The organism is Williamsia sp. Y853, from assembly GCF_056786495.1.
In genome coordinates, this window is record NZ_JBXCJC010000002.1 from 771,614 (window position 1) to 788,767 (window position 17,154).

The 17,154-nt window shown below is 63.9% G+C and carries 17 protein-coding genes; 5 read left to right on the forward strand and 12 right to left on the reverse strand.

Annotated features, from left to right (window positions below; genetic code table 11):
- Positions 1 to 92: 92 nt before the first annotated feature.
- From AC1TPF_RS15530 to AC1TPF_RS15570, 9 genes are all read right to left on the reverse strand, one after another.
- Positions 93 to 1,490, reverse strand: coding sequence for an aminotransferase class III-fold pyridoxal phosphate-dependent enzyme (locus AC1TPF_RS15530; protein ID WP_482144606.1), 1,398 nt, complete (start codon positions 1,488 to 1,490; stop codon positions 93 to 95).
- On the reverse strand, positions 1,490 to 2,803 hold the full coding sequence (locus tag AC1TPF_RS15535) for a M20 family metallo-hydrolase (protein WP_482144607.1): 1,314 nt from the start codon (positions 2,801 to 2,803) through the stop codon (positions 1,490 to 1,492). The genes AC1TPF_RS15530 and AC1TPF_RS15535 overlap by 1 nt, the downstream gene beginning before the upstream one ends.
- Positions 2,804 to 2,830: 27 nt before the next feature.
- Positions 2,831 to 3,850, reverse strand: a complete 1,020-nt coding sequence (locus AC1TPF_RS15540; protein WP_482137504.1) for a TIGR03842 family LLM class F420-dependent oxidoreductase — start codon at positions 3,848 to 3,850, stop codon at positions 2,831 to 2,833.
- A gap of 60 nt (positions 3,851 to 3,910) precedes the next feature.
- Positions 3,911 to 5,332 carry a dihydropyrimidinase gene (hydA, locus tag AC1TPF_RS15545; protein ID WP_482137502.1) on the reverse strand — a complete coding sequence of 474 codons (1,422 nt, stop codon included), beginning with the start codon at positions 5,330 to 5,332 and terminating at the stop codon, positions 3,911 to 3,913.
- Positions 5,332 to 6,693, reverse strand: coding sequence for a uracil-xanthine permease family protein (locus AC1TPF_RS15550; RefSeq protein ID WP_482144608.1), 1,362 nt, complete (start codon positions 6,691 to 6,693; stop codon positions 5,332 to 5,334). The genes hydA and AC1TPF_RS15550 overlap by 1 nt, the downstream gene beginning before the upstream one ends.
- Positions 6,694 to 6,706: 13 nt before the next feature.
- Positions 6,707 to 7,147, reverse strand: coding sequence for a VOC family protein (locus AC1TPF_RS15555; protein WP_482144609.1), 441 nt, complete (start codon positions 7,145 to 7,147; stop codon positions 6,707 to 6,709).
- Positions 7,148 to 7,163: 16 nt separating this feature from the next.
- Positions 7,164 to 7,448, reverse strand: a complete 285-nt coding sequence (locus AC1TPF_RS15560) for a 2Fe-2S iron-sulfur cluster-binding protein (protein ID WP_482144610.1) — start codon at positions 7,446 to 7,448, stop codon at positions 7,164 to 7,166.
- Positions 7,448 to 8,443, reverse strand: a complete 996-nt coding sequence (locus AC1TPF_RS15565) for an isopenicillin N synthase family dioxygenase (RefSeq protein ID WP_482137497.1) — start codon at positions 8,441 to 8,443, stop codon at positions 7,448 to 7,450. The genes AC1TPF_RS15560 and AC1TPF_RS15565 overlap by 1 nt, the downstream gene beginning before the upstream one ends.
- Before the next feature lie 186 nt (positions 8,444 to 8,629).
- Positions 8,630 to 9,607 (reverse strand): isopenicillin N synthase family dioxygenase, encoded by a 978-nt coding sequence (locus tag AC1TPF_RS15570; protein ID WP_482144611.1) that lies wholly within the window; start codon positions 9,605 to 9,607, stop codon positions 8,630 to 8,632.
- A 50-nt stretch (positions 9,608 to 9,657) separates the two neighbouring features.
- Here AC1TPF_RS15570 and AC1TPF_RS15575 point away from each other — a divergent pair, with 50 nt between their 5' ends.
- The 4 genes from AC1TPF_RS15575 to AC1TPF_RS15590 all read left to right on the forward strand — a co-directional run bounded on the left by AC1TPF_RS15575 (position 9,658) and on the right by AC1TPF_RS15590 (position 13,881).
- A complete protein-coding gene (locus AC1TPF_RS15575) occupies positions 9,658 to 11,130 on the forward strand; it encodes a PucR family transcriptional regulator (protein ID WP_482144612.1) in 1,473 nt (490 codons plus the stop codon).
- 112 nt (positions 11,131 to 11,242) lie between these two features.
- A complete protein-coding gene (locus AC1TPF_RS15580; RefSeq protein ID WP_482144613.1) occupies positions 11,243 to 11,920 on the forward strand; it encodes a FadR/GntR family transcriptional regulator in 678 nt (225 codons plus the stop codon).
- Positions 11,917 to 13,131 (forward strand): CynX/NimT family MFS transporter, encoded by a 1,215-nt coding sequence (locus tag AC1TPF_RS15585; protein WP_482144614.1) that lies wholly within the window; start codon positions 11,917 to 11,919, stop codon positions 13,129 to 13,131. The genes AC1TPF_RS15580 and AC1TPF_RS15585 overlap by 4 nt, the downstream gene beginning before the upstream one ends.
- A 135-nt stretch (positions 13,132 to 13,266) precedes the next feature.
- Positions 13,267 to 13,881, forward strand: a complete 615-nt coding sequence (locus AC1TPF_RS15590) for a TetR/AcrR family transcriptional regulator (RefSeq protein WP_482137488.1) — start codon at positions 13,267 to 13,269, stop codon at positions 13,879 to 13,881.
- An 89-nt stretch (positions 13,882 to 13,970) separates the two neighbouring features.
- Here the strand turns inward: AC1TPF_RS15590 and AC1TPF_RS15595 are convergent, their stop codons facing one another.
- The 3 genes from AC1TPF_RS15595 to AC1TPF_RS15605 form a co-directional block, all read right to left on the reverse strand.
- Positions 13,971 to 14,876 carry an oxygenase MpaB family protein gene (locus tag AC1TPF_RS15595; protein ID WP_482144615.1) on the reverse strand — a complete coding sequence of 302 codons (906 nt, stop codon included), beginning with the start codon at positions 14,874 to 14,876 and terminating at the stop codon, positions 13,971 to 13,973.
- A 121-nt stretch (positions 14,877 to 14,997) separates the two neighbouring features.
- Positions 14,998 to 15,507 (reverse strand): O-acetyl-ADP-ribose deacetylase, encoded by a 510-nt coding sequence (locus AC1TPF_RS15600; protein WP_482137484.1) that lies wholly within the window; start codon positions 15,505 to 15,507, stop codon positions 14,998 to 15,000.
- Positions 15,504 to 16,448 carry an ADP-ribosylglycohydrolase family protein gene (locus AC1TPF_RS15605; RefSeq protein WP_482144616.1) on the reverse strand — a complete coding sequence of 315 codons (945 nt, stop codon included), beginning with the start codon at positions 16,446 to 16,448 and terminating at the stop codon, positions 15,504 to 15,506. The genes AC1TPF_RS15600 and AC1TPF_RS15605 overlap by 4 nt, the downstream gene beginning before the upstream one ends.
- Before the next feature lie 69 nt (positions 16,449 to 16,517).
- Between AC1TPF_RS15605 and AC1TPF_RS15610 the strand changes: the two genes are divergently transcribed.
- Positions 16,518 to 17,147, forward strand: coding sequence for an NUDIX hydrolase (locus tag AC1TPF_RS15610; RefSeq protein ID WP_482144617.1), 630 nt, complete (start codon positions 16,518 to 16,520; stop codon positions 17,145 to 17,147).
- Positions 17,148 to 17,154: the final 7 nt, after the last annotated feature.

Sequence of the window (17,154 nt, forward strand, 5' to 3'; positions counted from 1 at the left end):
TCGCCACCGGCCTTCCCGCTCTGTGGACCGCACGATCCGCCAGGACTACACACTAGTCCTGGCGGGCCGCGTCACCGGCAACCGAAACCCGGCTACTCGACGAACGAATCGGCCACGGTCAGCGCCGCGTCCAGGATCTGCAGGCCCACGGCCACCTCATCAGGGGTGACCGTGCACGGCGGCACCATGTGGATCCGGTTGAAGTTGGCAAATGGCAGCAGGCCGCCCGTTTTGCAGGCGGACAGAACCGCAGTCATTGCCGGGCTCGAGCCACCGTAGGGCGCGAGTGGTTCCCGGGTGTCGGGGTTCTTGACCAGTTCCACCGCCCAGAACACACCCACGCCACGCACTTCACCGACGCTGGGATGCTGCGCAGCGAGTTTCTCCAGTCCGGGTCCCAAGACGTCTGATCCGATGGTCGCGGCATTTTCGACAATGCCCTCGTCGGTCATCGCGTTGATGGTGGCGACGGCGGCCGCGGTGGCCAGCGGATGCCCGGAGTAGGTCAGACCACCGGGATAGGGCCGATCGGCAAACGTCTGGGCGATCTCGTTGTTGATGGCCACGCCACCGAGCGGGACGTATCCCGAGTTCACGCCCTTGGCGAAGGTGATCAGATCCGGGATGACCTCGGAGTGGTTGATGGAGAACCACTCTCCGGTGCGGCCGAATCCGGCCATCACCTCGTCGGCCACCATCACGATGCCGAAACGATCACACAGTTCACGAACTCCGGCCAGGTAGCCGGCCGGCGGCACCATGATGCCCGCGGTCCCCGGAACCGGCTCCAGCACAATGGCTGCAATCGTCTGCGGACCCTCCATCGAGATCACCGACTCGAGGTGCTCGAGAGCACGCTCGCATTCCTGCTGCTCGGTTTCGGCATGGAACTGGCTGCGGTACAGGAAGGGTCCGAAGAAATGGACCACTCCGGCCGACGCGTAGTCGTTGGGCCAGCGCCGCGGATCACCGGTCATGTTGATCGCGGTATCGGTACCCCCGTGATACGAACGGTAGCGGGTGAGCACCTTGCGTCGACCGGTGTGCAGGCGTGCCATCCGCACGGCATGCTCCACCGCATCGGCGCCGCCGTTGGTGAAGAACACCTTGTCGAGATCACCGGGGGTCCGCTCGGCGATCAGGCGCGCAGCCTCCGACCGCGCATCGTTGACGTGCGACGGTGCGATGGTGCAGAGCTTGTTCGCCTGCTCGGCAATCGCCGCAACGACTTTGGAGTGCTGGTGGCCGATGTTGGTGTTGACCATCTGCGACGAGAAATCGATCAGCCGATTGCCCTCGCCGTCCCAGACATACGATCCCGCAGCGCCCAGGATCGTCATCGGATTCAGCTGTGCCTGCGCCGACCACGAATGGAACACGTGAGCCCGGTCCAACTCGTGGGCACGACGCCCGGCGGTCTTGGCCGCTTCCAGCTCGCCTTCGTCGGCAAACGGCGAATTACCGCCGAAGCTCGTGTTGTCATCTGCCATCAGAGGGCACCTTCCGCCATGCGACCGACTGTCTCGGTCAATACGTCCACACCGGCCGTGAGGTCGGCGTCGTGAGTATATTCATTCTCCGCGTGAGAGACACCGTCGACACTGGGTATGAACAGCATCACCGTCGGAACCAGATCTTTCATGTTTGTCGAATCATGACCGGCCCGGGTTCGCACCTGCATGTGGCTGTGCCCGAGCTGCTCGATCACCTTCTCTGCCAACGCCACACCCTCGGGCTGGTAGGTATGCCCCTTCCAGGTGTGGGCGAACCGCCGCTCGATCTCGACGTCGGCCGCTACCTCGATCTCGGCGAACGCACGATTGAGCTTCACGTCGGCCTCGGCCAGCAATTCATCGGATGGCGACCGCAGATCCAGGTGCATGTGGACCTCGCGGGCCACCACCACCGGCGAGTTCGGGTAGACCGTCAACTGTCCGCATGAGGTGTGCAGATCCTCACCGTATTCGTCGGCCAACTCACGCAGCGCCACAACGGCTTTCGCTGCACCGTAGAGCGCGTCCTGCCGGTCCGCGATGGCGGTTGCACCGGTGTGCGACTGCGACCCGATGACCGAGATCTCGTACTTGTTGGCACCCCAGGTCGACGGCACCACACCCATCAGCACACCGGCCTTGTCGAGTTCGCGGCCCTGCTCGATGTGGATTTCGGCGTACGCGGCAACCTTCAGGCCGCCTGCCGTGTGGTGCTCGCCGGTCGTGAAGACATCCTTGTCCCCCAACATGTCCAGCTCACCGAGGGCGTCGGCCACCGTGACACCGGCGACGTCGGTGGTGTCGAGTGCTTCTTGCAGGTCGAGCTTGCCGGTGAACACACCGCTACCCTGCATCGACGGTTTGAATCGTGATCCCTCTTCGTTGAACCAGTTCACGACGGCCAGGTTGTGGACGGCTTCATCAGGATTGGCGAGGTAGTACTGCCGAAGCCGATCCATCGCGTGCGCCGCGGCCAGGACACCGTAGGCACCGTCGTAGCGACCACCACGGGGCTGGCTGTCCATGTGCGATCCGGACAACACGTACGGCGCGCCGGGTACCAGTTCGTACAGCCCGAACATGTTGCCGATCCGGTCGTACGCCACCGTGAAACCGCGCTCGGTCAGCCAGCCGGCCAGCCATCGGCGATTCGCGCCGTCGGCTTCGGTGGCGGCCTGGCGCTCGACCCCATTGGCCGCCGTCGCGCCGAATGTGGACATGGTATTGAAGTCGTCGACGAACGCGCTGTCCGTAGCCGCATCGGCGGCAACCCGAACTCCGTTGCCGCGCGCCGATTCTGAAGAAGTCATCGAAGGATCCTTACGTCTGGGACGGGGTTACGAACGGGCGGCGAGGGTCGGCGCCATTGCCGGAATGATCTTCTCTCCGTACGCTTCCAGGGTCTGATCCTTGCCGTCGTGCTGCAAGTAGATCGAGAACTGATCGACGCCGAGGTCGCGCAGCTCCTCGAGCCGGGCGATGTGCTGCTCCGGCGTACCCAGCAGGCAGAAGCGATCGACGATGTCGTCGGGTACGAAGTCGGCGTGGCTGTTACCGACCCGCCCGTGCTCGTTGTAGTCGTAGCCCTGCCGGTTCTTGATGTAGTCGGTGAGAATCGCCGGGACCTCGGACCCGTCGCCACCGTATTTGTCCACCAGATCCGCGACGTGGTTGCCAACCATCCCGCCGAACCAACGACACTGATCACGTTGGTGCGCAAGGTCATCACCGACATACGCCGGGGCCGCCACCACGATCTTCACCTCATCCGGGTCACGTCCGGCAGCTACGGCGGCCGCCTTCACCCGCTTCACCGTCCACTCCACGATCGCCGGATCCGCCAGTTGCAGAATGAAACCGTCGGCGACTTCGCCGATCAGGTCCAACGCCTTGGGTCCGTACCCGGCGCCGTAGACGTCCAGCCGTGAGCGACCGGCCCACGGGAATCGGATCTCGGTGCCGTTGATGGTGGCAGAGCGTCCGTTGCCCAATTCCTTGATGACAGAGATGCTGTCGCGCAGGATCGCCAGCGTGGACGGCTTGCCCGAGAGCACTCGGACCGCAGAGTCACCACGGCCGATGCCGCAGATGGTCCGGTTTCCGTACATCGAGTTCAGCGTCGAGAACGTCGAGGCCGTGACCGTGGCGTCCCGGGTCAGCGGATTGGTCACCATCGGCCCGACGATCACATTGCGTGTCGCCGCCAGGATCTGGCTGTAGATCACGTTCGGCTCTTGCCAGAGCACATGCGAGTCAAATGTCCACACGTATGTGAAGCCCCGGTTCTCGGCCGCAACGGCGAGTTCGACCACTCGCGATGCCGGCGGATTGCATTGCATGACAACACCAAAGTCCATGTCGTGCTCCTATCGATTCTATTTGCTCGTACTGCGTGGCGGTCGCCGGCGATGACGGCTCTAGATGAGGTTTTGCGAGAGTTCGCGCCGCACGAATCGTCCGTCGGTCTTCTTTCCGAGATACTCACCCGCATCGACGATCACGGATCCGCGCGAGAGCACTGTTTGCACCGCACCGTCGATCTCGTATCCCTCCCACGCCGAGTAGTCCATGTTCATGTGGTGGGTCTTGCCGAGCCCGATGCTGGTGTGGCCGGCCGGATCGTAGATGACGACGTCGGCATCGGCGCCCGGCGAGATGACGCCCTTGCGTGGGTACATGCCGAACATGCGCGCCGGCGTGGTGCAGCAGACCTCGACCCACTTCTCGAGACTGATCCGCCCGTCCACCACACCCTGATACATCAGGTCCATCCGGTGCTCGACACCACCGATTCCATTGGGGATCTTGGAGAAGTCGGCGATACCCAGCTCTTTCTGGTCAACCATGCAGAATGGGCAGTGGTCGGTCGCGACTCCGGCGACGTCGCCGGTCCGGATGAACTTCCACAACTCGTCCTGATGACCCTCTGCCCGAGACCGCAGCGGGGTCGAACAGACCCACTTCGCACCCTCGAATCCCGGTGCGCCGAGCTGTTCTTCGAGCGAGAGGTACAGATACTGCGGGCAGGTCTCGGCGAACACGTTGGCGCCCCGACCACGTGCGGTGGCAATCTGCTCGAGTGCCTGCCGAGCCGACACGTGCACCACGTACAACGGCGCCCCGGTGACATCGGCCAGCATGATCGCCCGGTGTGTGGCCTCTTCTTCGAGCTGCCACGGCCGCGAGACCCCGTGGTAGTACGGCGATGTCTCGCCGCGCTTGACGTGCTGCGACACCAATTCGTCGATGGCGATGCCGTTCTCGGCATGCATCATCATCAGCGCACCGGTGTCGGCGGCGCGTTGCATGGCCCGCAGGATCTGACCGTCGTTGGAATAGTAGACCCCGGGGTAGGCCATGAACAGTTTGAAACTGGTGACACCTTCATTGATCAATTCACCCATCGCGGAGATGGATTGATCGTTCACGTCACCGATGATCTGATGGAAACCGTAGTCGATGGCGCTCTGCCCACCGGCCTTCTGGTGCCACTGGGCGAGGGTGTCCTGCAGTTGCTCACCCGGTGTCTGGATGGCGAAGTCGACAATCGTGGTCGTTCCGCCGAATGCCGCAGCACGCGTGCCGGTTTCGAACGTATCAGATGCCTCGGTCCCACCGAACGGCATCTGCATGTGGGTGTGGGCATCAACTCCACCGGGGATCACGTACTTGCCGGTGGCGTCGATCACCGTGTCGACGTTGGCGGCGAGGTCGGTACCGAACGTCGCAGCGCCCGGCTCGATCAGTGCCACGATGGTCTCACCGTCGATCAGCACATCGATGAGCTGCCTTCCGGTGGACGAGACCACCGTTCCGCCACGAATGAGGGTTGTTTCCATCAGATTCCCTGCTTTCCTGCGAGTTGTTCGTCCGGATCCTTGTCTGGCTCACTGACCACCGTGTTGGAACCGACGGCATTCGGATCGATCGGCTCGGTGCTCTCTGGCGTGGAATCGACATCCACGGTGCCGCGCCAGGTGCCGATCAGACGCATCAGGTGGTAGATCACGACGGCGGAGATGGCACCGAGTGCGATGCCGCCGAAGCTGAGATCACCGATGGTCCAGGAGAAGTCGGCAATACCGATGACCAGCGCGATGGCTGCGGTGAACTGGTTGATCGGCTTGGAGAAGTCGACCTTGTTGGTGACCCAGATGTGCACACCGAGGATGCCGACCAGACCGTAGAGGGCAACGGTGACACCGCCGAGCACACCGGGCGGGACGGAGGCGATGACCGCACCTACCTTGGGCGACAGACCGAGCAGGATGGCGGCCGCGCCGGCAACCCAGTAGGCCGCGGTCGAGTAGACCTTGGTCGCTGCCATCACTCCGATGTTCTCGGCGTAGGTGGTGGTGGCCGAGCCGCCGCCGCTGCCGGCGAGCATCGTCGCCAGACCGTCTGCGGCCAGGGCCTTTCCGATCCGGTGATCATTGTTGATACCGGTCATGGTGTTGATGGATTTGACGTGACCGATGTTCTCGACAACCAGGACCAGGACCACCGGGATGAACATGGGCAGCACCGACAGGTGGAACGTCGGGGCGGTGAAGTCGGGCAGGCCGACCCAGTCGGCGGCACCGATGGGGTCGGTGTCGACCTCACCCCGCGCCAGGGCGATGAAATAGCCGATCACCACGCTCAGGAAGATCGCCAATCTGCCGAGCAGTCCACGAAAGAGCACCAGCGACAACAGCAACATTGCCAACACGACGAAGGCTGTGACGGGCTCGGTCTCGAAGTTGCTCTTGGCAACGGGCGCCAGGTTGAAGCCCACGAGGGCGACGATCGAGCCGGTGACCACCGGCGGCATCAGCTTTTCGATCCAGCCGATCCCGACGAAATGCACGACGACGCCGATGATCGTCAGCAATGCACCGACCACCACGATGCCACCGAGGGCACCGGACTGGCCGTGCGATGTCGAGGCGGCGATGGTGGGTGCGATCACCGCGAAGCTCGACCCCAGGTAGCTGGGCAGACGGTTGCGGGTGATGAGCAGGAACAGGATCGTGCCGATGCCGGAGAACAGCAGGGTGGTGGCCGGCGGGAATCCGGTGAGAACCGGGACCAGGAATGTGGCACCGAACATGGCGACCACGTGCTGCAGGCCGATACCCACGGTCCGCGGCCAACTCAGCCGCTCATGCGGTGCGACAACGGAGTCACCGGTCTTGACCTGCCACTCGAATAGGGACATTTGGTGGTTCCTTTCAGCGCACGCCGGGCGTGCGTGAGGAGATGCGATGGGAGGGGGATTCGAGTTCGAGGTGGTTGAGCCGAAAGGCGTTGCCTTCCGGATCGAGGAGCACCGATTGCCAGGCCCCGTAGTAGGTTCGTCCCGGTTCCTTGACGCAGGTCGCACCCGCCGCGACGGCCGCTGCGGTCAGTCGATCGACCTGAGCATCGTCGGCCATCTCGAAGGTCAGGAAGCTGCTGACGCCTGCGCTATCTTCTTCGGGTGCAACCAGATTGAGCATGTCGTAGGCGGTGTGGGCGCTGAATCCGAGAATGGTGTCGCCGACCATCAGGCCCCGAAAGTGTTCTGAGCGGAGCTCCATCACCTCGTCGAGACCGAGGAGCTCGGAGTAGAACTCGGCCAAACCGGCAAAATCCTTGGCCAGCACACTGGCAAAAGACAGACCTACAGTCATGTGGCTACTCACTTCTCTAGAGGTCGAGCACCAGGCGCGGTGTCTGCGACCTGCTGACACACAGGATGATTCGTTTACCCGCGGTTTTGGCCCGTGCGGAGAGCACCGTGTCCCGGTGATCGGGAACCCCGTCGAGGACGGTCGCCACGCAGGCCCCGCACTCCCCTTGCAGGCAGTTGAATTCGGCGGCGGGTACCGCCTCCCGAACCACGGCCAGCGCGGTGCGATGCGGCGGTACGGTCACCACCGCACCCGTCCGAGCAAGCTCGATCTCGAACGACTCCGCGTCGCCCGCCGACATCAGGACGGGCTCAGCACGATCGTTTTGGCGAACTTCGACGTCAGGTGGTCACCCGAACTGATCGGCGCATACCGGGGCTCGCCACCGTCGGCAACACAGGTGGGCAGGCATTCGATCATGGCGTCATAGTTGGGTTGGTGGAAGAACACCAACGACATCCGGCGAGTGTTCCCGTCGGCGTCGGGATTCGGTGTCCGGACCCGGTGGCGGGTCGAGGTCCACAGGTCATTGGTCCACTGCGCCATCAGGTCTCCGATGTTGACCACCAGTGCGTCGGGCACCACGGGCACCGGGATCCAGTCACCGTCCTTGGTGAAGACCTCCAGCCCACCGGGCGCCTCCTCCTGCCGCACGATCGTCAGGCTGCCGTAGTCGGTGTGCGCGCCTGCCCGCATCTGCCCCGGCTGCGGCGGAGTGGTCATGTGGGGGTAATTGATGGCGCGGAGCATGGAGATGTCCTTGTCGATGGCGTCGACAAAGAAGTCCGGATCCAGTCCGAGCCCAAGTGCGAAGGCGCTCATGAGCTTTCGCGAGAGTTCGTTCATCGCGCGGAAGTAGGTGGTCCAGGCCTGCTCCATGGCGACCGGCTGCTGCGGCCACTGGTTGGGAAGAAAGTGGGGTCCGGCGTTCTCTTTCGAGAAGTACGGGTCGGAGCTGTCGAAGTCGACGGGACCCACATCGAACTTCTCGTGCAGATCCCGCGGCTGATGCACGTCTTCGCTGTAGGAGAACGCCTGCTCGCCGATCGACGAGTACCCGCGGACCGTATCCGGGCTGGGTTGGGCAACCCGCCGCTTCTCTTGCTCCGGCAGTTGAAAGAACGTGTCCGAGGTCTGGTACATCGCGTCGATGATCTCGTGCGCGATCCCATGGTTCTTGATCTGGAAGAAACCGATCTCGCGGCAGGCGTTGTCGAGTTCGGAGGCCACCTTCGCCTTCGCCTCGCTGTCATCGCCGTACAGCGCAGAAATGTCGATCACCGGCACCACAGACATGTGTTTCGCTCCCTGTCGTCGTCTCCACTCAAGTCTGTTTCGCAACAGGTACGACCAACAAGAGCTCAGGGTGCTGACAGATCCACAGGGTCGATGTCACCTGCGGCCAAGGGAAACATCTGCGTAACACTCGATTACGCAAACGACTCACGCGTCATCCTGCCGGTAACAAACTCCCGGCGCCTCTCACCGACGGGTGCGTCGACCGAACGTCGTCTGCCGTGTGTACTTGTCGGTGAGATGCCGGCCGGCGATCAGCGCATCGGTGAACTGCGGGTCACCGCCTCGAAGCGGCGAGACCGCGACATCTGCGTTGGGATGCTGATAGAACGCGAACTCCAGGCGGGCGCTGTCCAGCGCCACCGACCTCGGCGGGTTGGCGGTCCGGTTGAGTGTCGCGGGCCAATGATCATCGGTCCACTCGGCCAGCAGGTCACCAACGAGGACCACCAGCGTGGCCGGCGTGGTCGACACCTCCAGCCACTCACCGTGCGGTCCGAGTACCTCGAGACCGCCCGGTGTCGATTCGGCCGACAGGACGGTGAACGCGCCGTAGTCGGTGTGGATCCCGGCCCGCGACTGATGCGGCAGCGGGGCCTGCGCCTGCGCCGGGTAGTAGAGCGCCCGCAACATGCTCAGTTCGGTGTCGAACTGTGGGACGAAATGGTCCGGCAACAGACCGAACGCCTCCGCGGCCATGGACATCAATTCACCGGTGACCCGCTGCATGTGTCGGTAATACTGCTCCCAGACCGGCCGGAATCCTTCCGGGACACTCGGCCACAGGTTGGGGTACGCCATCGGCCCGGCCCCCGGTTCACCGAGCACCGGAGCGTCGACGGCCCCGATATCCAGCTTCTCCTTGAGGTCGCCGTGTGACTCTTCTCCGATCGAGTAGGTCATGCCCTCGGATCCGGAACCCGACCAGCCGCGCACCTGGTCAGGGGCCGGTTGCGCCACGGCCTCTTTCAGGCGTTCGGGCTGCAGGAAAAACTGACGGGTCACCGAGTACATGTCGGAGAGCAGCGCAGTCGGGATCTGGTGACCGACCAGGTAGGCGTGGCCGCTGCGCGAACACGCGGTATCGAGCAGTTCGATCTGACGGGCCCGCGACCGGGAGCCACGGGCAGCCTCGGAAAGGTCGACGGACGGAATGGAGAGCACCCGACTACTCTGCCTCACAGCCAGGTTTCTGGCGACGGAGGAGGAAAGTCGTGTCGAGCCCGATGGCCACCGTCGCCGAATTGGCGGTTGCGACCGGTGTCCAGATCGCGACGCCACCGTCGCGGTGGGAGACCGTTGTGACATCGGTGGTCGACGCCGAGGCCGCACGCGAGTTGGTATCGCTTGCCGGGGTTCTGGTGGTTGTCGATTGGAGTCCGGCGCGGCCGAGTGATCCGCTCCCCGATCTTCCGGCCGTCCTCGAACCCCTGGTGGCAAAGAAACCGTCCGCGATCCTGGTGAATCCGGCCCGGCAGGTCAATCCCCCCAAACATGCGGTCACGATCGCCGAGCGGGCGCAGGTGTGTCTGCTCTGGAACGCGGTGCCCGACACCGGCGCCGATGTGACATCGCAGCTGCAACGACTGCTGCAGCAGCCGCCGATCGCGCCGACGGCCGACGAGGTGGTGACCGGATCGGACCTGTTGCGGATCTTGCACCAGGCCGACAACCTCGAAGGGCTTTTGGACGCCATCGGGACGCGGTTGCGCGCCACGGTCCGCCTGAGCGAGTCGTCCGCTGCGCTCTCCCACCCGGCTGTCACCCCCGTCGCGGTATTTCCGTTGTCTCCCATCCCCCATAGCGGCCCGGCCCTGGAGATCATCAGGGAAACCGGCCTCACCGCGACCGAGACCGCGATGCTGGAAGGTCTCGTGCCGGTCGTCGGGTTGCACGTGAAACTGCGGGATACCGAATCCGATGACGCCGCCGTCGAAATCGCCCGCAATCTGAAGAACATCCTCGGCGACGACCTGGTCCAGCGCGAAGCCGGACTTCGCAAAGGCCGACGCCTTGCCCTCTTCCCCCGGCATCCGGTGGTGTGTCTGGCCATCGAACCCTTCGGTGTCGCGGTGGACATGAGTGGCCTGCACGACTTGAAGGCCACTCTGGCACCGGTGGCAACCCGGTTCGACGCCGACGCGATCACCATCGTCAACGAGGGCGTGCTGGTTGTGATGATCAAGGCGACAACGGATTTCGATGCACTGTCCCGGGCGCTGTATCGCGGGGTGCAGGTTCCCCTGGCGATCGGCGCGGGCGATCCCGTCGACAACGCGCGCAGCTACCCCGGAGCGTTCCGGCAGGCGGTCCGGGCAGTGGCCGTCGGCCGTCGCATCGGCGCGATCAACCGCGTCACGGCCTACCGGGACCTCGGGGTCCTCGGCGTGCTCTACCAACTCCCCGAGCACGCGCGGCGACAATTCGTCGACGAGACCCTGGGCTCGGTCGCCGACGAGACACCGGACGGCCTCGACCAGCGCCGGATCCTGCGGGTTCTGCGGGCCACCGATTGCAACATCGCCGAATCCGCCCGCGAGCTGTTCGTGCACCCGAACACGTTGCGCAGCCGGATCGCCCGGATCGAAGCGATCACCGGGCCGTTCATGAACGAACCCGATCGCCGGCTCACCATCTTCACCGCACTCTCGATGTTCTCCCTGGACAGCAACGTCGAAGGCGACTGACGCCCGCCCCCGCACCCCGATGATGTGCCCTTTGGCGACCATTTCCCCAGGTGGACTCCGCCATAAGCCCACATCATCGGGCGCGGGAAACATGGGATGTTAGGTTCTTTTCATGTCCACGCAGATCGAGCGTCCCCGCCGCACCAGTGAGGTCGTGGTCGAACGCATGCAAGAACTCATCCGAACCGGCGACTGGCCGGTGGGTTCACGCATCCCCGCAGAACCCGAATTGGTGGAGCAACTGGGCGTCGGGCGCAACACGATCCGCGAGGCCGTGCGCGCTCTGGAGCACGCCGGATTCCTCGAGCCCCGGCGCGGCGACGGAACGTACGTCCGCAGCCGAAACCTGCTGGCCGCCGCGATCGGTCGATGCGTGTCGAGCAGCGAGGTCCTCGAGCTGTTGCAGGTGCGCCGCGCACTCGAACGTGAGGCCGCCCAATCAGCAGCAGGCAATCGCACCGATGATCAGGTGCAGACGCTCCGCGACCTACTCATCGAGATGCGGTCAGCCTTCGAGGACAACAACTTACAGCGCTACATCGACGCAGACATCGCGTTTCACACCACTTTGGTTGCCGCAGCTGGTAATTCACTGCTGTCCGAGCTGTACAACGGGCTGGCCGAGGTCATGGATCGTACGCACGCGACGCTGATCGCCGCCGACGTCGATGCCCACCCACATCCCACCGGACATGCCGAGGTTGTCGAGGCGATCAGCAAGGGTGACTCGAATGCCGCCCTCGCCGCCGTCGACCACTACCTCAACCGCTCGATCGAAGCCTTGTCATGAAGCCCACAACCACAACGACACTCACGGCGAACCCATCACCCAAGGCCGGGTCGACGCGACGAACAGCGACGATCTTCACGGCGCTCGGGATCATGGTGGTCGCAGCAAACCTGAGGCCTGCGGTGGTCGCCGTCGGACCACTCATCGACGACATCAAGGTGTCCGAGGGCTTCGGTAGCGCAGCGGCCGGCCTGCTCACCACGTTGCCGGTGCTCTTCTTCGGATTGATCGCGCCGATAGCACCTCGCATCGCCGCCCGGTTCGGCATCGAACGCACCGTGTTCGGGGCCATGGCCCTGCTCCTTGTCGCCATCGTGGCGCGCATGATCCCCAATATGTTTGCCCTGTTTGCCGGCTCCGCCCTGGTAGGCGTTGCCATCGGCATCTGCAACGTCGTCTTGCCTGCGCTCATCAAACGTGACTTCTCACATCGCTCCGGCCTGATGACCGGCCTGTACTCGATGACACTGTCCGGCGGTGCGGCGCTGGCAGCCGGCCTGACGGTGCCGGTCTATTCCGCCGTCGATGAGAATTGGCGTGTTGCGCTGGGGAGCTGGGCACTCCTTGCCGCGCTCGGCCTGATGTTGTGGATACCGCAGCTGTCCCGCATCCACCGAATCAGCACCACGCCGCTGCCTGCATCTCTGTGGCGCAACAAGATCGCCTGGGCGATCACGGTTTTCATGGCATCGCAATCGCTGATCTTCTACACCTTCACCGCATGGCTGCCCGAGTACCTGATGGACAGGGGCACCTCGAAGGCCGCCGCCGGTGGAATGCTCGCCTTGGCCCAGACCGCCGCCCTCCTGATGGCATTGGTGGCACCGATCATCGCGGTTCGATTCCGCGACCAGCGGGTGTTGACACTCGTCTTCTGCGGAATCTGCGCCAGCGGGTTCATCGGCCTGGTGACCACCGACGTGCTCACCGTTCTCTGGGTCATCCTCATCGCGAGCGGACCGGGTGCCGCCATCAGTCTGGTGCTGCTGTTCATGGTTCTACGGAGCTCGAGCACCGTACAGACAAGCCAGGTCTCCGGGATGGCCCAATCGGTCGGCTACTGCCTCGCCGCCATCGGCCCTCTGGCCATCGGCGCACTGCACGACGTCACCGGTTCCTGGACCCTGTCGATGGCAGTGTTGGCGCTGGCGCTGATTCCCCTGACCGGATCTGCACTTGTCGCCGCCAAAGATTCCAAGATGACCACGTAGACCCCTGCATCACCCGATAAGTACCTCCGCCCCTGAGAACTGCACCACAAGTGCCGTTCTCTGCTATACAAAACGACATCACCATGGTGAACTATGAGTTCAGTTCAATTTTGGATGTTTAAGGAGCGCGGACAGATGTCGAGTAATACCGAAGCAGAGGCGCCCACGGAGTCTCCGATCCTGTCCAGCGCACGCAGCATCAAATGCCACAACGACGTGCTCGCGGCGACTCAGGAACTACTTGCCGACGGTGGGCTCCGCGCCGCCACAATCGACGCGATCGCCGAACGTTCGACAGTCAGCAAGGCCACGATCTACAAGCATTGGCCGAGCCGGATCGCGGTTGCCGCCGAAGCGTTCAGCCTCGCTGTCCGCGACGCCCTGCCCACACCCGACACGGGCAACATCGTCGACGACCTCACCGAACACGTACGCAACGTCAGCATGTTCTACGCCACCCCCAGGGGCAAAGTATTCACCCAGCTCCTGGCCGCCTGCGTCGACGACGAGGCCGGTGCGGACTACTTCCAGCGGTACTACCTCGACGGCCGCCGAGCGCTGACCGCCACGCTGTGGGAACGCGCCGTCGAACGTGGAGAAGTGCACCCCGGCACTGACATCCAGGTGGTTTCAGACGTCCTGTTCGGGCCCATGGCCCTGCGGCTGATGACCGGTTCAGCGCCCTTCGACGCAGCGCAGGCCGAAGAGTTTGCCAGAGTGGCGTTGCACGGACTTCTCAGCGTTCCGTAGAACACCCCACGGAGCCCTGAAAGCCGGCGAATAGCGGGGCGCCGAGGGTCAATAGCCCTCCGTGGCCCGGTATTCGACAGTTTCCAGGGTCATCGACCGGACGTCGACACCGCATCGGCCGGATCGCGGTGTGCCACCGGACATCCGCGGGGGAAGGTGCCCAGGTCCCGGAGCTGGTAGCCGTCCGGATACGTCCGGATGTTGGGCAGGTCGCGGGCCTGGATCGGCTGATCGCGAACCGGGAAGAAGCGCACCAGAGCGCCGCGCGCCTTCAGTGCCGCCCGCGACAGAGCCCGGACCGGACGCGGTGGGCGCCGATACCCGAACGCGGCGAGTAGCGGATCGTCCATCAGCGATCGAGCGAAGATGTTGATCAACCACTTCGGCGCCTTGTCATTCGGCGGGAAGGTGGTCATTAGGTCCAAGGTCGAATCGGCGACCTTGCGGGCACCGGCGTTGTAGGCGAAGTGCGTGGCTTCGTACTCGTCGAGGAACCGGGAGAACTCGGTGTAGTTGGCGGGAATGTCCTTGATTCCCATCAGTGTTCCGAGGCGCCGATAGTAGTTGGTTGCGCCGACCACCTCGTTGTGGGTGAGCTGACGCCATCCGTACTGCTCGATCCACCGCACCGGTGTGACCACAAAAGTCGCCAAGACATATCGCATGTCGTCATTCGAGATGTCGTAGTTGCCGTGCATCTGGTTCACCCGACGAACTCCGTCGCGTCCCTCGACACTGTCGAAACCGTGTTCAAGAACCGCATCGAGAAGCAGCGTGGTGTCGTCGTAGCGCTTCTGGACCCGCTCGGTGAACTCACCGGTGTCGAACAACAACTGACCGACCGACGGCACGGCATAGGTGCGAAACAGTGCAAAGCTCAGAGCCTGGTTGATATCCCAGGGGAACTCGACTGTGGCCAAGAGCCGGTTGATCTGCTCGAAGTCCCGCTCGGGATCGAGTTCACCGGTCTTCTTGCGCAGTGCATATCGCTTCATGTGGTTCCCCTTCTCTGACCGTCCGACACCGGCCACCTCGAACACCGAACTGCACGCCTGTGATGCATCGCACAATCGACCGTACCGGACCGAGCGGGTGATCGGTCTCCACCCCTTACGTTCAGCCGACAAGGCGCCTGGTCATCTCGGCGATCTCTCGGGAGTAAGCGACGAGCGTGACGATGTCGACGCTGACGTCGGCCGTCTTTATCGCGCGAACCTGCTGGGCCACAGCGTCGCCGACGGGCCACCCGTAGGCCCCGCCCGATATCAACGGGAACGCGATCGACGACGCCCCCAATGACCGAGCCAGGAGGAGGCTGCGCTGGTAGCAGCTCCGCAACTGCGCCGATCGGTCCTCATGTTTGGAATACCGTGGCCCAACGGTGTGAATCACCCACCGCGCAGGCAACTTCCCGGCTCCGGTTGCCACCACGGCTCCCACATCGAGACCGTCCGGAAGCGTGGTTGCGCGCAGAAACCTACATTCGTCGAGAATCCCAGACCCACCGGCGCGGTGTATCGCACCGTCCACACCCCCGCCACCGAGCAGCGAGGAATTCGCCGCGTTGACGATGACGTCCGCGCGGACCTTGGTGATGTCACCCTGGGTGACGTCGATGACGGTCATGATGTTGCCTCCTGCGAGTTCGTGTTGAGGATCTTGTCGGTGAGTGCGCACAGATCTGGGGCCCCGGCTCCCGGGTACCCATGCAGGCGGTCGAGCCAATCGGCGGGGATCGAGGAGATGCCGCCGCAGGCGCCGACCAACCCGCCCGCGATCGCGGCGGTCGTGTCGGTGTCATGGCCGGCCCGAACACACAATTCCAGCGTCAGCGGCAGATCGCCGCCGGCCTTGTGGATTGCCCACCAGGCCGTCTGCAGGGCGTGGACGACCCATCCATTGTTGGGAAAGTCTGCGGGCGAGCCGGTTTCGGCAATATCCAGCAGCGGCGACCAATAGTCGCCGGTCGATGCCGGAGCAGCATCCAAGAACTTGCGCACGCCACCGGCTGAACCGGTCAGCACCGCATCGTGGATGCCGGCACTCCACATCTGACACGCCTCGCGGGCACGTACATCGCAATGGGTGAGGTCGCTGATGGCACCGGCGGCCTGGATACAGGCCTCGAGGTCGTCGAGGAATGCCAGCGCCACCGGCGCAGTCCGCATCAGCGACCCGTTGCCGCCGGTGCGCCCGGACAACTTCGCGGCCGCGGCGGCCATCTCGGCGGCATCGGTGGCGCGAGCCGACAGGACAGTGCGCGTCTGATTTCCGATATCCGGGGGATTCGATCGATACCAGTGCATGAATCCGGTAGCGATGGCGTCAAGGTCTGCGTGCCCGAGCGAGAGCCCCTCCGCAACACAGAGCGCCATGGACGTGTCGTCCGTCCACTCCCCCGGCGCCCAGTTGAATGTCCCGCCGCCCTTCATGAATATCGGCGTATCCGCTGTGGGATAGGTGAATTCGTAGCCGGCACCCAGAGCATCACCGGCCGCGGTCCCTACGAGCACTCCGGCTCCGCGATCCCTCTGCACTTCGGTCAAGTGTTGTTCGATCAGTGTCATCAGACCCTCGCCCCAGTTAGATCAATATTGAGCTAAAGATTAGCGCACGGATGAGCTAATGTGCAAGACATGGTGTGGCGAGATTCTGAGGGCAAGACCCTGGACGACTACACACGGCCATCAGTGGCGGTTGACGTGGCGGTTCTGACCGTGCGGGACGATCAGCTCTGCGTGGTGACCGTGGACTCCGAACGTGGTTTGTCGCTGCCGGGCACATTCCTGCACCCGGGCGAGACGCTGCGAGATGCTGCCGGACGGGCACTGCAGACCAAGGCCGGCCTCTTTGACCTCGAGTTTCACCAGCTCGGGATGTACGACGACCCGGCCCGCGACGATCGCGGCTGGGTTCTGTCCATGGCGCACAGCGCAGCCATCGCACATCACCGGTTGCCGGAGACCGTCAATCTGGTCACGGTCACCGACGGTGTGGCCGACGAACCATTGGCCTTCGACCACGGCGACATGGTCACCCAGGCAGTTGCCGATCTGCGCCAACGCTATTGGCCGCTACCCGACCCCGACAACCTCTTGCCCGACCAATTCACCCTGCTGGAGCTGCGCCGACTGTACGAGACGATCTTCTCCGAGGCCTATCCCAAGGACACCTTCCGCCGCCGGTTCATCGGACAACTCGAGGGCACCGGGCAGCGGTCGGCAACAGATTCCGGCCGGCCGGCCGAATTGTTCCGTCGCCGGTGAGACGCCA

Bases quoted from the DNA above. Each gene is read 5' to 3' on its own strand.
- AC1TPF_RS15530 (WP_482144606.1), bottom strand. From the start codon at position 1,490: ATGGCAGATGACAACACGAGCTTCGGCGGTAATTCGCCGTTTGCCGAC.
- AC1TPF_RS15535 (WP_482144607.1), bottom strand. From the start codon at position 2,803: ATGACTTCTTCAGAATCGGCGCGCGGCAACGGAGTTCGGGTTGCCGCC.
- AC1TPF_RS15540 (WP_482137504.1), bottom strand. From the start codon at position 3,850: ATGGACTTTGGTGTTGTCATGCAATGCAATCCGCCGGCATCGCGAGTG.
- hydA (WP_482137502.1), bottom strand. From the start codon at position 5,332: ATGGAAACAACCCTCATTCGTGGCGGAACGGTGGTCTCGTCCACCGGA.
- AC1TPF_RS15550 (WP_482144608.1), bottom strand. From the start codon at position 6,693: ATGTCCCTATTCGAGTGGCAGGTCAAGACCGGTGACTCCGTTGTCGCA.
- AC1TPF_RS15555 (WP_482144609.1), bottom strand. From the start codon at position 7,147: ATGACTGTAGGTCTGTCTTTTGCCAGTGTGCTGGCCAAGGATTTTGCC.
- AC1TPF_RS15560 (WP_482144610.1), bottom strand. From the start codon at position 7,448: ATGTCGGCGGGCGACGCGGAGTCGTTCGAGATCGAGCTTGCTCGGACG.
- AC1TPF_RS15565 (WP_482137497.1), bottom strand. From the start codon at position 8,443: ATGTCTGTGGTGCCGGTGATCGACATTTCTGCGCTGTACGGCGATGAC.
- AC1TPF_RS15580 (WP_482144613.1), top strand. From the start codon at position 11,243: ATGTCCACGCAGATCGAGCGTCCCCGCCGCACCAGTGAGGTCGTGGTC.
- AC1TPF_RS15585 (WP_482144614.1), top strand. From the start codon at position 11,917: ATGAAGCCCACAACCACAACGACACTCACGGCGAACCCATCACCCAAG.
- AC1TPF_RS15590 (WP_482137488.1), top strand. From the start codon at position 13,267: ATGTCGAGTAATACCGAAGCAGAGGCGCCCACGGAGTCTCCGATCCTG.
- AC1TPF_RS15595 (WP_482144615.1), bottom strand. From the start codon at position 14,876: ATGAAGCGATATGCACTGCGCAAGAAGACCGGTGAACTCGATCCCGAG.
- AC1TPF_RS15600 (WP_482137484.1), bottom strand. From the start codon at position 15,507: ATGACCGTCATCGACGTCACCCAGGGTGACATCACCAAGGTCCGCGCG.
- AC1TPF_RS15605 (WP_482144616.1), bottom strand. From the start codon at position 16,448: ATGACACTGATCGAACAACACTTGACCGAAGTGCAGAGGGATCGCGGA.
- AC1TPF_RS15610 (WP_482144617.1), top strand. From the start codon at position 16,518: ATGGTGTGGCGAGATTCTGAGGGCAAGACCCTGGACGACTACACACGG.